Raw genomic sequence first — 14,657 nt, forward strand, 5'->3', positions numbered from 1 at the left:
AACTCGTTCAAACAGGACAACATCATGGCACAGGCACCGAAAAGCACCCAAAAGAAAACCTCAGCTCCGAAAAAGACCGCTACTGCCAGCAGTGGCGTTCGCCGCGTGGCGGTTATTGGTGGTAACCGGGTTCCCTTCGCCCGCTCCAATACCGCCTATAGCAAGGTCAGCAATCAGGAGCTGTTGACGGCTGCTTTGAGAGGGCTGGTTGATCGCTTCGGCCTGCAGGGCCAGCGCATGGGGGAAGTCGTTGCGGGCGCAGTGATCAAGCATTCCAGGGACTTCAACCTGACCCGGGAGTCTGCCCTCAGCAGCGGCCTGGCCCCGGAAACACCTGCCTACGACATTCAACAGGCCTGCGGTACCGGCCTCGAAGCAGCCATTCTGGTGGCCAACAAGATCGCCCTGGGCCAGATTGAGTGCGGTATTGCCGGTGGCACGGACACCACGTCGGATGCACCCATTGGCGTTGGTGAGGGCCTGCGGGAAATCCTGCTGGACCTCAATCGGGCCAAAACCACCGGTGAGCGCCTGAAGATTCTCAGCCGTTTCCGCCCGGGACACCTGAAGCCCGAAATCCCCCAGAACGGTGAGCCCAGAACGGGCCTTTCCATGGGAGGCCACTGCCAGATCACCGCTCACGAATGGTCCATCCCCCGGGACGAGCAGGACAAGCTGGCCTATGAAAGCCACCAGAAACTGGCAGCGGCGTACGAGGAAGGCTTTTTTAAAGACCTGATGACGCCCCTGGCGGGCCTGGAGAAAGACAACATCCTTCGCCCGGATACCACTCTGGAGAAGCTGGCGACACTGAAGCCGGTATTTGACCGGGAGAAGGGTACCATGACCGCAGCCAACAGCACCGCCCTGAGTGATGGTGCTTCCTGCGTGCTGCTGGCCAGCGAAGAATGGGCGAAGGCCAACAACATGGAGATCAAGGCGTACCTCACGTTCTCCGAAGTGGCTGCGGTGGATTTCGTGGACAAGAAAGAAGGCCTGCTGATGGCGCCGACCTATGCCGTGCCGCGCATGCTGGAGAAGGCCGGGCTGACCCTGCAGGACTTCGATTTCTACGAAATCCACGAGGCCTTCGCCGCCCAGGTACTTTCTACCCTCAAGGCGTGGGAAGATCCGGCGTTCTGCAAGGAACGTCTGGGGCTGAACAAGCCCTTGGGCAGCATTGACCGTAACAAACTCAACATCAAGGGCAGTAGCCTTGCGACCGGACATCCCTTCGCCGCTACTGGCGGTCGCATTGTGGCCACGCTGGCGAAGCTGTTGGAAGAGAAAGGCAGCGGTCGCGGGCTGATCTCTATCTGCGCCGCGGGCGGGCAGGGCGTAACGGCGATACTGGAACGGTAAGTCTTCGGAAAAGTTAATTTTTACCTTTGACAGGCCGGTTTTCTACCCGTACCATGCGCACCTCGTTGATCGGGGCCTTACCCGGTTAACCACCAGTTTGATGCGGGGTAGAGCAGTCTGGTAGCTCGTCGGGCTCATAACCCGGAGGTCGTAGGTTCGAATCCTGCCCCCGCTACCATATAAAAGAAAGGCAGATCAGTAGCTAACTGGTCTGCCTTTTTTCGTTGACGGGTAAACAGCCCGGCCCCAAACTGTGGTGTGCCCTGGAGCCACACCGCACAGACCTACCGTTGATGTCAGCTTCACCATACTGAGCGCAGTTTTGGAGTACCTCCTCGATGAATCTAGTTACCCACCCGGTCGGTTACCTCGCCCTGGCGATTTTTGGACTGGCTTACGTTCTGGTGATGCTGGAGGAGCGGATTCATCTGCGCAAGTCCAAGCCTATGTTGATCGCCGCCGGGCTGATCTGGGTGCTGGTGGCCATTACCTATCGGGTATCCGGAGCCAATGGCGAAGTGGAGGAGGCGATTCGTCACAATTTCCTGGAATACGCTGAATTGTTCTTCTTCCTGCTGGTGGCGATGACTTACATAAACGCCATGCTTGAGCGCGGCGTTTTCGATCAGCTGCGGATCTGGCTGTTGGGCAAGGGCTATGGTTACCGGCGCCTGTTCTGGATTACCGGTATTCTGGCGTTCTGTATCTCGCCGGTAGCGGACAATCTGACCACGGCACTGATCATGTGTGCGGTGGTGATGGCGGTGGGTAGGGACAGCGCTGCTTTTGTCTCCCTTTCCTGCATTAATATTGTGGTCGGAGCCAATGCTGGGGGCGCGTTCAGCCCGTTCGGTGATATCACTACCCTGATGGTCTGGCAGAAAGGCATTCTTCCTTTCCAGGATTTTTTCCAGCTGTTGCTGCCGTCGATGGTGAATTTCCTGGTGCCGGCTGCGCTGATGCACTTCGCCCTGCCGAACGGGCAACCGGCCTCGCCCGAGTCCTACGACAATGTCATTCGTCCGGGCGGGCTGGTGATCTGCGCCCTGTTCCTGCTGACAATCGCCACTGCCATCAGTTTTCACCAGTTCCTGCACATCCCTCCGGTGTTCGGCATGATGACGGGGCTGGGTTACCTCAAGGTTTTTGGTTTTTACCTCAAACGCCACGAGGAATACCACTGGAACGAGAGCTTTGAAACGCCGCCCGGCGACAGCTCGGGCGATCAGGCACAGGGTCGTCGTGCCTTTGATGTGTTTTCCCACATTGCCCGCTCGGAATGGGATACGCTGTTTTTTTTCTACGGCGTCATCATGGCGGTTGGCGGTCTGGGTTTCATCGGTTATCTGGGCATGATGTCAGCCACACTGTATGGCGACCTGGGGCCTACCTTTGCCAACGTCATGATCGGGGTGATTTCAGCATTGGTGGACAATATCCCGGTGATGTTTGCGGTATTGACCATGAACCCGGCAATGCCGGACTTCCAGTGGTTGCTGGTTACCCTGACGGCCGGAGTCGGTGGCAGCCTGTTATCGATAGGTTCAGCCGCCGGTGTCGCCCTGATGGGACAGGCAAGGGGGCAGTATACCTTCCTCAGCCACCTGAAATGGACACCGGCAATCGCCCTGGGCTACGGAGCAAGTATCTGGGTGCACTTCATGATTAATGGCTGAGATCCGGTGGGTGCTGGAAGCCGGCAAGCCCCTGTGCTTCCAGCAACTCCGCAAACCGTATGGTCGTCAGATCCATTCCCGGAGCGCCGATCACCTGCACATTGAATGGCAGCCCGTCTCTGGTCTTGCCAATGGGTACCGAGGTTGCGGGTAGCCCGAGTAGCGTAGCCAGGGCAATCCAGCAGAACTGGTCCATATAGGCACGGGGCTGACCGGCAACGGTAATCTGCCGCTTGAAAACCGGTTGGCTGTGATCGTGTCGGATTGCCGTTGTGGGCGTAACCGGGGTCAGAAGAACATCGAATTCCTCGAACAGCGATGTGATTTCCGCCCGCATTTTCTCTCTGGTTTCGTTCCATGCCATCCACTGGTACACCGGTTGGTTTACGCCGCGGCCATATTCGCCGATAAAGGCCGTCACCGGCCCGAACAGGTGCAGCCACTTTTCCAGGCGGGCGATCCATTTCATTTGTCGCCGTTGGGCCGGCTTCATGGAAGTACTCAGCAGGCTGCCGAGCAGGTTGAAATAGGCCGGCAGGATATGTTCCAGGTTCAACAGGTTATGGTGTGCTTCGGCGACCAATGCGCCCCGGTTTTCCAGGTTGCGGCCCAGTTGCTCGTAGCCGGCGATCATTTCATCATCGACCGGGCACAGCGGGTCTTTCAGCCAGAAACCTGCGCGCACCTGCTCCAGCGACTCGATGGCTGCAGGGGCCATGGCCAGTTGCCAGCTGGTGCTTTCCCGCTCGGTAGGGCCGGCGATCACCTTGAGTAACAATTCCAGGTCTTTGGCCGAGCGTGCCAGTGGGCCGCCCTCGGCCAGGTCGGGCCGGGACTCGGTGCCCGGAGGCCCCGGAATATGGCCCCGGAAGGAGACCAGCGTCCGTGACGGCTTGTGGCCGAAAATGCCGCAGAAGTGGGCCGGAGTGCGGATGGAGCCGGCCAGGTCACTGCCCACTTCCAGAGGTGTCATCCCCGCTGCCAGGGCCGCTGCGGCGCCACCGGAGGAACCGCCCGGGGTATGTGCCGTGTTGTGGGGGTTGTTGGTGACGCCAAAGAGCTTGTTGTAACTTTGAAGGTCGGTGGCGTAGATGGGCACGTTGGTTTTTCCCAGAATGATGGCACCGGCGGCTTCCAGTCGCCGGACCACATCGGCATGCTTCTCCGGTACGTAATCTTTCAGTGCCGGGGCGCCCGCGGTGCAGGCCATGCCCGCCACTTCCCACGTGTCCTTGAGGGTGAGAGGCAGGCCGTGCAGAGGCCCTGGCGCGTCTCCCCTTGCCAGGGCTTCGTCTGCCTTCCGGGCGGTGTCCAGAGCCTTCTGTTCATCCAGGGTTACCACGGCGTTAATGGTGCCGTTGTGCTGTCGGATTCGGTCCAGGAAAGCCCTGGTAACGTCCACGCTGGTTAGCTTGCCGTTCTTGAGGTCGCTAACCAGTTCGGTGGCGGAGCGGTAATGCAGTGGGTTCATTGTTTCCTCGTTATTGTTTTCCGGAGCGGGTCAGGACAATTCGGACCGCCAATGCTTGACCTTCACCTGAGACTTCACAGCATCCAGTATCTCGATGATCAGGTTGATCAGGGCTTCATTGGGAGCTTCTTCGCCGCCGTGTTCATCCGGTGATGGCAGAAACACATTCACAATGTCTTCGATAAAGGCGTGATTGGAGGCCGACGCCAGGTCCTCCAGGATCTGGTGGATAACATGTGCAACGATGTCCCCGACGGCCTCCTCCAGGGTTTCCTGAATGGTGGGCCCGACGACCGGCAGGTATTTTAGTCGTGACAATTCGAGATTCTGCTTGAGGGCATTGTCCACGCGGGTTTCCAGGTAACTCCGCAGGGCGCCCCGGTTGGGGACGTAGCCTTCCTGCGCCGCTTCCGCCACGCGTTGTGAAATCCAGTCCGACAGCATGTCCCGTCTGGGATAGAGTATGTCGTTCTGGATGCGGTCAAACAGTGGGGAGCCCCGGCGGATTTCGTCCTGGGCGCCGGACAGTACCTTGATGACGATGCGGTCGGAGAGTTCTTCCATGAAGGCTTCGTAGTAGAAGTTGAAGAACTGGAAAGTTCGGGTCTGGGTGAAGTCGATGACCTTGTACTGGTGCAGGCGGTAGACAATGGAAATTACCCGCAGTATCCGCAGGAAGCGGAAGCTGCCGACGGGGAGACAGCCAATGATGTCGTACCAGTGTATGAAGGGATAGAAGTACCAGCGGTCATAGACCTTTGCCTTGATGGCATAGCCCCAGCGTATGACGAACTCGGTCAGGAAGATGCTGACGAAGATGAGGTCGTAGAACAGGAAGTTTTCGTGGATGGGGTGGTAGAGTTCTTTGATAGCCGGGGCGTTTTCGGCCAGAAGGTTCTGGACGCCCGCGAAGTTGTAGATGGAATCGAAGATGATGAAGGCCAGGTTGATAATGAGCAGGCCCAGCATCAGGAAGTCTATGACGAACCAGATGAATTGGTGGCTGGTTTTCAGGTTTTCTCGGTTTATTTTCAGCATTCAGGGGGCTATGCCTTATGACTGCGGTTTTGGAGTCTGCGGCGGATGTATCACTTCTCCCCAGACACGCCGTGAACCCATCCATGGGGGCTCGGCATTGCCGTCCATGGCAATGCACGGTCTGGGGAGAAGTGATACATCCGCCGCGATCAGGCTCTGAGGTGTCCGCCCCTGCGTTACCAAAAACGGATTGCACCTGCCTGATTTTTCGGCGCTTTCACACAGGTTAGCTCATTTCAGCTCCGCCGACGACTTGCCAAGCAGTCTCCTTGCGATGATTAGCAACTGGATCTGCTGGGTGCCTTCGAAGATGTCGAGGATTTTGGAGTCCCTGGCCCATTTTTCCAGCAGTTCTGTTTCGCTGTATCCCAGGCTACCGCAGAGTTCCACGCAGCGCAGGGTAATGCTGTTGCCAACGCGGCCGGCCTTGGCTTTGGCGATGGAGGCTTCCCTGGAGTTGGGCAGGCCGTTGTCGGCCATCCAGGCGGCACGGAGGGTGAGCAGGCGGGCGGCTTCGAGTTCCGCCTCCATGAGCTGGAGTTCGCGGGTAACAGCGGGTTGGGTCCAGGTCTGGTGGTGGTAGTCGAGGTCAGTGCCGGTGAGGGCGATGAGTTCGCGGGTTTTTTGCAGGGCAGCGCTGGCGACGCCGATGGCCATGCCGGCGACGACAGGGCGGGTATTGTCGAAGGTTTGCATGGCCCCGGCAAAGCCTTTTTCGACGCTGATGTCCGGATCGCCCAGGAGGTTTTCTTTCGGAACGCGGCAGTTGTCGAAGCGGATGGCGGCGGTGTCGGAGGCGCGGATGCCAAGCTTCTTCTCCAGCCTTTCCACCGTCATGCCGGGGGTACCTTTTTCTACAACGAAGGATTTGATGGCGGCCCGGCCTTTGTTTCGGTCCAGTGTGGCCCAGACCACCACGGCGTCGGCGCGTTCGCCGGCGGTGACGTAGATTTTCTCGCCGTTGATAACGTAGTGGTCACCGTCTTCGGTGGCGGTGGTGCGGATGGCGGCGGAGTCGGAGCCGGCTCCGGGTTCGGTAATGGCCATGGCCGCCCAGGTGTTGCCCAGGCGGGCCAACTGTTCGTCGTTGGCAACGGCGGCGATGGCGGAGTTGCCCAGGCCCTGGCGGGGAATGGACAACGCCAGCCCCACATCACCCCAGCAGAGTTCAGTCAGCCCGAGAACGGTTTTCATGTTGATGCCGTTGCGGTTATCAGTACCCCCGTTGCTGTCGGAGCGGGCAAGTTTCCCGGCGCCAGTGCCGCCATCGGCCGCGCCGTCGTTCATGCCGTCCATGATGGATGCGAACATGTCCAGCTCCCTTGGGTATTCGTGTTCCGCCAGATCGTATTTGCGGGAGATGGGACGGAACACTTCGCGGGCGACTTGCCGGGCCTGGTTGATCAGTGGGGTGAATTTTCCGGGGACTTCAAGGTTCATGTCATTGTGCTCGCTGTGGCTGGAATGATGATTGGAGGCGCGAGAGTAATCAGGCGTGCAGGCCGCCGGTCAGGGCGGCAACGGAGCGCAGATCCCGGTACCAGCGTTCAACGGGATGCTCTTTGACGAAGCCATGGCCACCCAGCAGTTGCACGCCGTTGGTGCCGGCTGCCATTGCTTTTTCGTTGCAGAGCAACCGTGCCAGTGCGGTTTCCCGGTGCGCTGGAAGGCCCTGTTCCAGCCGGCTGGCAGCCCGCCACGTGAGCATGCGCATGCTGTCGGTTTCGATGGCCAGCCCACAGCGCAGGAGTGAGCCGCAATCGAGGAAAGCCTGGTAGTCGAAGTCGTCCTCCCCCAGCAGGGCGTCGGCTGAAACTTCAACATTCTCCAGCAGTAACCGGGCTGCGCCGGCGGCTCTGAGCCCCATCGTCGGGTCGGCTTTAACGCCAAGGCCCGGGGTTCCTGCTTCCATGATAAACAGTCTCGGTTGTCCATCGAGTTCTGCCGCAACCAACAGGAGTTCCGCGCTTTCGCCCTGCACGACGGCGTTTTTGAGGCCGTTGAGGGTATAGCCGGTTCCGGTTTTCCGGGCCGACGTCTGCAGGGTGAGAGGGTCAAACAGCGGCGTCGGTTCGTCAATGGCGATTGTCGCTACCGGAGGCTGGTCGCCACAGAATGCTGGCAGGTAGCGGCTCTGCTGTTCACCGGTGCCCCAGCGGGTGAGCGCCTGGGCCATACTGAAAGGCGCCAGCAACGCGGTAGCCAGGCCCATGTCTCCCCAGGCCAGCTGTTCGGCGATCAACACACTGGTGACCGGGGACTGATGCTCCGCGACGCCGCCGAACGCTTCGGGTATCGCATACAGGGGCAAGCCCAGTTCAGTGGCAGCCGTGGCGATATCGTCTGGTATCTTCCCGGTTTCATCGGCCGTGGCAGCGGCTGTTCTTAGTTCCTCACGGGCAAACCGGCCAAGCAGGTCAGTGATCATGCGTTGGGCGTCGGTCAGTGAGAGGTCGAACAGTTCAGCCGGGTCGCGCCCGGGCAGGCGGTTTGTGGGCAGCCAGCTGGTCATACGCCGAAACTCCCGCCCCGCGACAGAGAGTGCGCGAAAACCGCTTCGGGTTCCGTGGTAGGCGGTCTTTTCCAGCGGTGCACGCAGGCCAAAGCGGTCCAGTAGGGGATTCGCGGCAAGCCGGTTCATCATGGAAAGGGCGAAGCCCATGGGGTCCCGTGTCATCTGCTGTCTCCTCGGTGGCACTTTCCTGTTTTCGCCGGCACGCGATCAGGGCGGCTATTGTTTGCTGATCATGGGCCCGGGCCGATCCGTCGCCATTGGCATGTCGTACATTATCGGCAGGCAAGTTGGTCAATAGCCATGGATTAACCGTGCCTCTACCCGTTACACTCCGGGTGTTACCGTGCCCCTTAACACACTGGCTGAAACCCACTGACTAAAGTAACGCGGCTGGATGCTCCCCCACATTAGCGCTCGTTTTAACCGTCGGCTCCTGATCCTCTGGTTTTTTGTCTGGGCCATGCCGGCGTTGTCCAGGGCCCAGCAGGTGGAAATCGAAGTGGAGGGGGACTTTCCGCAATTGCAGGACAATGCGGAGGCGTTTGTCGGGGAGGTTGAAGGCCGCACTGCCAACAGTCTGAGGCGCTATGCCGGCACCGCTGAAGCCCAGGTGGAAGACGCTCTCCGCGCACTCGGTTACTACAATCCGGTTATCCAGTGGGAAATCATCGAACCACCCGGCGAGGATGAAGAGCCGGCGCGCCTGGTTCTTACCGTTCAGCCGGGCGAGCCGGTGCGTGTTCGGTCCCGTACGGTGGAAATCGAGGGCCCTGCCAGTGAAGACCCCGGTTTTACGGGATCGCTGCCGCAGGAACCGGCCAAGGGCGATGTGCTGAACCACGGTGAGTACAGTTCGCTGCGCCAGACAATTGAGAATCGCGCCAGCCGGCTGGGGTATTTTGATGGCGGGTTCACTACCCGCCGGCTGGAAGTGGACCCTGAAAAAAGGGTTGCGGACATCACGTTGATTTACCGCAGTGGTGAACGTTACCGGCTGGGTGAGGTCAGTTTCAGTGAAGGCCATGGATTCGAGCAACAGCTCCTTGAGCAGTTTGTGCGTTTTGAACCGGGCGAAGTCTTTCACGCTGACAAGATCGCCAGGCTTAACACGGACTTGTCCAACAGTGGCTATTTTTCCGGAGTGGATATTGAGGCGTCACCCGGTAGCGCGGAGGAGGGGGTAATTCCGGTGAATGTCGGGCTGACGACACGGCCACCCCGCTCGGTTGCCGCGGGTATTGGTTTCTCTACCGATGTGGGGCCACGTCTGCGGGGCAATTGGCGGGAACACTGGATTAATCCCATGGGCCATCGCCGTGGCGTCGAAACCGAACTTTCAGTGCCCCGCCAGAATCTGAGCACGTGGTATGAATTGCCACTGGATCCACCGATGACAGATTCCATCCGTTTGTCTGCCGGTTACCAGCGGGAAGATATAGAGGATGTTGAGTCCGAACTGCTGACCCTCGGTCAACAGTGGAAACACCAGCTCGACGATGGCTGGTTGCAGGTTGCGTCCCTGCGGTGGGAGGGGGAACGCTTCCGGATTGGCGAGGGTGAGACCGAGCAGAGCAGCCTTTTACTGCCCGGGCTGGGCTATTCAAAGCTGCATGCCGACTCGCCCCTGGACCCTTCCCGGGGTTACCGCATTCAATTTGATATCACCGGTGCTCACAGGGCCGTGTTGTCGAACGTCGACATTCTACATGTGAATGTTCTCCTCAAGGGCCTGTATACGCTGGCGGATAACCACCGCTTCCTGACCCGCTTCCATTTTGGAGGTGTAGCAACCAATCGCTTTTCCGATGTGCCGCCGTCGTTGCGGTTTTTTGCCGGTGGTGACCAGAGTGTGCGTGGTTATGGTTACGAAACCCTGTCGCCGCGAGATGAGGAAGACGTTGCGGTTGGTGGGCGTTACCTGATGGTTGGCAGTGCTGAATATCAGTACCAGTTTGCCGACAACTGGCGGGTGGCGGCCTTTGTGGATGAAGGTAACGCCGTTGATGATCTGGCGGACCCCCTGGCCACTGGCGTTGGGCTTGGTATTCGCTGGATAAGCCCGGTGGGGCCCTTGCGCCTGGATGTTGCAAAAGGATTGAACCCGGAATTTGGCGGGGAATGGCGTATCCACTTTTCCATGGGGCCCGAGTTATGACCGAAGCGCCAGCGGAAAAGCCCCACAAGCCAAAGCGTCTGAGAAACGGCCTGCTGATTGCGCTCGCCGTTCTGATCCTGCTGCCTCTGATCCTGGTCGGGGCGCTATTGTTGGCCTTGCGCTCAGAGACCGGAACGGCGTGGGTAATTGATCAGGTTCCCGGTCTGGATGTGGAGCAGGGGCAGGGCTCATTGCTGGGACAGTGGCAGGCCCGGTCGCTGAAATGGCAGGGCTATGGTGTGGGTCTTCATCTGGACGGGCCGGTGGTTGACTGGTCTCCTACCTGTCTGTTCAGCAAGCAGCTATGCCTTGAAACCCTGCGGGTGGAAACCATCGATCTGACGCTGCAACCATCGGCGGATGAGCAAGAGGGCGGCGATATCGAGCTTCCCGGCCTTAACCTGCCGCTGGGCCTGGCTGTCAGGGAGGTGGATCTTGGCACTTTCACCCTGAATAACGGCAAGATCTGGGACCGTCTGCAGATGCGGGCCGAAGGCTCTGGAGCGGACTGGCACCTGCAGAACCTCACCTTTGTTCGTGATGATATAGCAATTGATGCGTCCGGCCGGGTACAGACACGCGGCGACTGGCCGCTCGACCTGGATGTGGGAGTAAGCCTGCCGCCCCCCTATGGGCCCGACTGGAACCTTGCGCTCAACCTGAGCGGAAGTGCTGTGGACATGAGAGTGCAGGGGACAAGCACTGGTTACCTGGAGGCCACACTTGCCGGCCGAGTGGCCCCTCTGGACAGTGCGTTGCCGGCGCAACTGACAGTGAAATCCCCCCGATTTGCTCCCGCTGAGGGTTTGCCTGAAACCCTGGTACTCCAGGACACGGTCGTAGCATTGGAGGGTAGCCTCGAAAACGGCTTCCGTTCCGATTCCCGTACCTCGTTACCCGGCGCCTCCGGTGATATTGCGGTTGCGTTGAAGGGACTGGTAACAACCACCGGCGTGGAAGACCTGAACCTCGCGCTCTCGGCTCCGGGAACCGGTGATGCTGAGACCGGGAAAGCGGTGGTGACGGGAAGCATGGACTGGCAGGAGGCCTTCCTGGTGGATGCCCGCGTCGCTATGGAAGCCTTCCCCTGGTACAGCCTGATTCCGGATTTTGAGCAGCCGCCCGTTTCCCTCCGCCAACTGAACGGTAAGGTCCGGTATCAGTCTGGTGCCTACCAGGCGAGTGTGGAAGCCCGCGTTGATGGCCCGCATGGAGAGGCGGACCTGTCCGGAGAACTGGAAGGTGATATGGAAGCGGTCAACATCAGCCGCTTGCGAGTGAACACAGGGGCAGGGTTTCTTGGTGGTCAGGGGAAGGTTGCGTTTGCAGACCAACTGGCTTGGGATGCGCGCCTGGAACTGGACGCTTTCAACCCCGGCTACTGGTTGCCCGCTCTGGAAGCGAGCCTGAATGGCGATATCACAACGAGTGGGCGGCTGGCTGAAAGTGGCAAGCCTTTGGTAGAGGCTCAGTGGGATCTTTCAGGTACCTGGCAGTCCAATGACGCCCTGGTTCGCGGTGCTCTTGAGAGTGACACCGGGGCCTGGACGTTGTCTGACCTGGAGCTCCAGGTGGGCGATAACCGGGTAACCGGCAAGGGCGAGTGGAGTAGCGAGATTGAAGGCGATCTGGCCCTGGAGATACCTTCGCCTGAAATCCTCCTCCCCAGCGTGACGGGCTCGCTGAGCGGAACCGTTTCGATGTCCGGAACCCCCGAGCAGCCTCAAGGCAGTGTGAGCGTGTCTGGGTCCGATCTGGCCTGGCTGGATGAACTGAGCCTGGCCAACCTGGAGGTGAAAGCTGACCTTGCCGAAGGGCTGAGCCTGAGTGCTGATGTCAATGCGAGCGAACTCCGGTACGGCGAGCAGGTGCTGCAGGATTTGACGCTGGGGCTGTCGGGTACCCGGGATAATCACCGGCTGGACGTCGATGCCGTGCATGAGGAAGCTGAAGTCGGGCTGGTATTTTCCGGTAAGGCGGGCGAAAACTGGAAGAGTTGGCAGGGTGCTGTCGAACGCGGGCGCATTGATGTTCCGGAACAGGGGCAACAATGGACGCTAACGGGGCCGGCGGCGCTGGAATATGCTGAAACCGGTCGACTGACCTTCGGCAGCCATTGCTGGCAGTGGCAGCAGGCCTCGGTATGTGCCGAAAATCAGACCCTGCTGCCCACTCAAAACATCGCCTATCGGGTCGAGAACTTCCCCACCACCGCGCTGGCGCCGCTAATGCCGGAAACGTTGCGCTGGGATGCGCTGCTGAACGCTGACGTACGGCTGGTGATGACCGACACTGGGCCCGATGGTGAGGTATCACTCGACGCGGGCGCCGGCGAATTCGAAGTCATGGTCAGGGACGAGTGGCAGACCCTGGGCTATGACACCTTCACCACCGCGCTTCGGTTAAAGCCGGAAATTGCTGAACTGAATGTGGAGCTGAAGGGACCGGAGCTGGGTGACCTTTCGGTATCAATGGCGGTTGATCCGAACGACAGTGAGCGGGAGGTTGACGGTCAGTTCCGCGTTCAGGGCCTGGACATTGCGATGGCAGGCGTTTTTGCCGGGCTGGAAGTGGTCGAGGGCGAACTCAACGGCGAGGGCAGGCTCTCGGGCCCGTTATTGAAGCCGGCGGTCAACGGCCAGATAGGCTTGACCGGCGGACGGATTTCCGACCCGCAGCTTCCGATACCGCTGGAAGACATGGTTGTAAGCGTGGAGCTGAATGGATATTCCGCCGACCTTTCCGGCCGCTGGCGCAGCAACGAGCGCAGTACCGGTAATATCAAGGGCGGAGTGGACTGGTCCGCGGAACCCTCGGTTGAGATCAATCTTACGGGGGACCGGTTGCCTTTCAGCTATGACCCTTACGCCCGCGTAGAACTGGTTCCGGATATCACCGTCACCTACAGCGGGGGCGACCTTGCGGTAACCGGCCGCCTGGAGGTGCCCCGTGGCGAGATCGAGATCAGGGAGCTGCCGGCCCAGGCAGTCTCGGTATCGGAAGACGAGGTGATTGTCGGCGCGGAACAGGAAGAGGGTGGTTTGCGCTCCCTGGATATGGATGTGACAGTCGTGGTCGGGGATGACCAGGTGAGTTTCAGTGGCTTTGGTGTGACCGGGAACCTCAAGGGCACCCTGCGTATCGGCAACAACATGGACACCCGCGGTGAGCTGCGGCTGGTTGAGGGCCAGTATGAAGCCTACGGACAGGAGCTGGAACTGCGAAGGGCGAGGTTGATTTTTGTAGGGCCGCTGACAGAGCCGTATCTGGACATCGAAGCTATCCGGCGAGTGGATACCGTCGTAGCGGGAATAAGACTCAGCGGCCCGGTAAGTTCTCCCCAGACGGAAGTGTTTTCAGAGCCGGAGATGCCCCAGACAGATGCATTATCCTATGTCATTCTGGGCCGGGCGCCTCAAAGCCGGGGGGACGAAGGGCAGATGAGCCGGGCGGCCATTTCACTCGGGCTGACCCAGGCCAACAAGGTCACTCAGGGCCTTGGTGAGGAACTGGGTATACGGAATCTGATGCTGGAAGCGGAGGGCTCCGGAGATGAGTCTGCGGTGGTTGCCAGTGGCTACCTGACCGATGAACTCAGTATTCGCTATGGCGTGGGTATTTTCGAGCCGATCACTACCGTTGCCTTGCGTTACGATCTTGGAAAGTATTTCTATCTGGAAGCTGCCAGCGGCCTGGCAGCTTCCCTGGATATTTTCTACACCCGGGATTTCTGAACCAGCCTCTTATTCCAGTTCGAAGGTGGCACTGACCCGGGAGGTGAGTTCCCGTAGACCTACGTCGGACACGGGAGCGGACGAGGCCCGCATCTCCGCCATCATCGGAACCGGGGGCTGGTAGCCGTCATCGACACTGATGTTGATCACCTCTCCGCACTGCTTGCCCAGTTCATTGGCCACAAATTCGCATCTTGCCCTCGCGTCAGCGATGGCGCCGGCCAGCGCCTGCTTACGGAGACTGCTCTCGTCGGAATGGAAGAACTGGTGCTGCCCCACGTTGTAATCCATACCCAGTGCCTGAGCCTGCTGCAGAATGGGATTGAGCAGGGAAAGATCGTCAATGGTGAAGCTCACTGTTTGTGAGGCGACGGCCATTTTTTCCGGTTTCTGGTCACGCTCCTGGGACGGGATGGAGCGACTGTAGAGGTTAACAGAAGCATCGCTGTAGGCGTTGAGCCGGTCACGGTAGTCGCTGATGCCATCGCGCCATTGCTCCATTTGTTCGTTCACGCGTTGCGTTGCTGTTTCCGGCAGGCTGTGCTCGGCACTGGCGGTAAACTGCAGCCGGGCGCTGTCTGGCGTATACTTTACTGAGGCCTGGCCGCTAAGGCTTACCTCACCGGCCATTGCGCCCAGGGAAAGGGAGGCCAGGGCGGCTGGAGTCAACAGATATCGATGGGCCGTAGAAAACATTTGGGATCTC

9 protein-coding genes and 1 tRNA gene are annotated in these 14,657 nt (G+C 59.5%); 5 read left to right on the forward strand and 5 right to left on the reverse strand.

The window, feature by feature from the left end; genetic code table 11:
- Positions 1 to 24 precede the first annotated feature (24 nt).
- From ABJM11_RS06675 to nhaD, 3 genes are all read left to right on the forward strand, one after another.
- Entirely contained in the window at positions 25 to 1,362 is a 1,338-nt protein-coding gene (locus ABJM11_RS06675; RefSeq protein ID WP_348294974.1) for an acetyl-CoA C-acetyltransferase, read from the forward strand.
- A gap of 101 nt (positions 1,363 to 1,463) precedes the next feature.
- Positions 1,464 to 1,540: transfer RNA gene (locus ABJM11_RS06680), tRNA-Met, on the forward strand.
- Between the two features lie 160 nt (positions 1,541 to 1,700).
- Positions 1,701 to 3,038 carry a sodium:proton antiporter NhaD gene (nhaD, locus tag ABJM11_RS06685; protein WP_348294975.1) on the forward strand — a complete coding sequence of 446 codons (1,338 nt, stop codon included), beginning with the start codon at positions 1,701 to 1,703 and terminating at the stop codon, positions 3,036 to 3,038.
- Here nhaD and ABJM11_RS06690 read toward each other — a convergent pair.
- The 4 genes from ABJM11_RS06690 to ABJM11_RS06705 form a co-directional block, all read right to left on the reverse strand.
- On the reverse strand, positions 3,028 to 4,509 hold the full coding sequence (locus ABJM11_RS06690; RefSeq protein ID WP_348294976.1) for an amidase: 1,482 nt from the start codon (positions 4,507 to 4,509) through the stop codon (positions 3,028 to 3,030). The two genes, nhaD and ABJM11_RS06690, sit on opposite strands and share 11 nt — an antisense overlap.
- A 30-nt stretch (positions 4,510 to 4,539) precedes the next feature.
- Entirely contained in the window at positions 4,540 to 5,547 is a 1,008-nt protein-coding gene (locus tag ABJM11_RS06695) for a hypothetical protein (RefSeq protein WP_348294977.1), read from the reverse strand.
- Positions 5,548 to 5,778: 231 nt separating this feature from the next.
- A complete protein-coding gene (locus ABJM11_RS06700) occupies positions 5,779 to 6,987 on the reverse strand; it encodes an acyl-CoA dehydrogenase family protein (protein ID WP_348294978.1) in 1,209 nt (402 codons plus the stop codon).
- Positions 6,988 to 7,036: 49 nt separating this feature from the next.
- A complete protein-coding gene (locus ABJM11_RS06705) occupies positions 7,037 to 8,224 on the reverse strand; it encodes an acyl-CoA dehydrogenase family protein (RefSeq protein WP_348294979.1) in 1,188 nt (395 codons plus the stop codon).
- 298 nt (positions 8,225 to 8,522) lie between these two features.
- Between ABJM11_RS06705 and ABJM11_RS06710 the strand changes: the two genes are divergently transcribed.
- Together ABJM11_RS06710 and ABJM11_RS06715 are read left to right on the forward strand one after the other, a co-directional pair.
- The gene (locus tag ABJM11_RS06710) at positions 8,523 to 10,217 is read left to right on the forward strand and encodes an autotransporter assembly complex family protein (protein ID WP_348295138.1); all 1,695 of its coding nucleotides are present in this window, start codon (positions 8,523 to 8,525) and stop codon (positions 10,215 to 10,217) included.
- Positions 10,214 to 13,951 (forward strand): translocation/assembly module TamB domain-containing protein, encoded by a 3,738-nt coding sequence (locus ABJM11_RS06715; protein ID WP_348294980.1) that lies wholly within the window; start codon positions 10,214 to 10,216, stop codon positions 13,949 to 13,951. The genes ABJM11_RS06710 and ABJM11_RS06715 overlap by 4 nt, the downstream gene beginning before the upstream one ends.
- A 9-nt stretch (positions 13,952 to 13,960) precedes the next feature.
- Here the strand turns inward: ABJM11_RS06715 and ABJM11_RS06720 are convergent, their stop codons facing one another.
- Positions 13,961 to 14,647: an SIMPL domain-containing protein gene (locus ABJM11_RS06720; RefSeq protein ID WP_348294981.1), complete on the reverse strand. Its 687-nt coding sequence runs from the start codon at positions 14,645 to 14,647 to the stop codon at positions 13,961 to 13,963.
- Positions 14,648 to 14,657 lie beyond the last annotated feature (10 nt).

This window comes from Marinobacter sp., from assembly GCF_039977835.1.
Lineage (GTDB): Bacteria > Pseudomonadota > Gammaproteobacteria > Pseudomonadales > Oleiphilaceae > Marinobacter.